Here is a 504-nt window from a genome sequence, read left to right on the forward strand (position 1 = left end):
CAACCCGGTAAACATGGCCATTGGGTACGGTGGGATGAATTAAATCTCCCTGAACCACAGAAGCTGTAGCCGTGAAAGGAACACCGTATTCGTCCATCGCCAGCACAAAAGTATCACCGCCTTCGGTAAGTACATCCAGCGTATAGCTGCCATTTTCAGCGTCACTGGTCGTATTGCCGGTCACCGCCCATGTACCATCGGGCTTATGCTCAATGGCCACCAGTTGCCTTGCTGCGGGCTCGGCCTGATTATCCAGAACTCGCTCTACCTTGCCGCTGATGGTGGCCGGGTCGCCTGTTGGCCCACCGCCGCCTCCGCTGGTGCTGATGGCGAGGTCATAGACAACCACGTTGTCGGGAGTAACGGGTTCACTGGCCAGCGCCCGACCATCTTTAAAAACCAACAGATTTAAGGTTTTGGTGCTGTACTTTTCCGGGATTAATTGAATGTGAAAATCGCCGTTTTTTACATGTTGACCGGAGATATAACTTAGTTTTCCTACAG

General features: G+C 52.4%; 1 protein-coding gene. It reads right to left on the bottom strand.

Annotation, left to right across the window (positions count from 1 at the left end; genetic code table 11):
• The coding region (locus J7439_RS27665) for a hypothetical protein (protein WP_209204995.1) at positions 1-504 on the bottom strand (504 nt) is incomplete at both ends.

Source organism: Salinisphaera sp. G21_0 (assembly GCF_017744115.1).
Classification (GTDB): domain Bacteria; phylum Pseudomonadota; class Gammaproteobacteria; order Pseudomonadales; family Endozoicomonadaceae; genus Endozoicomonas.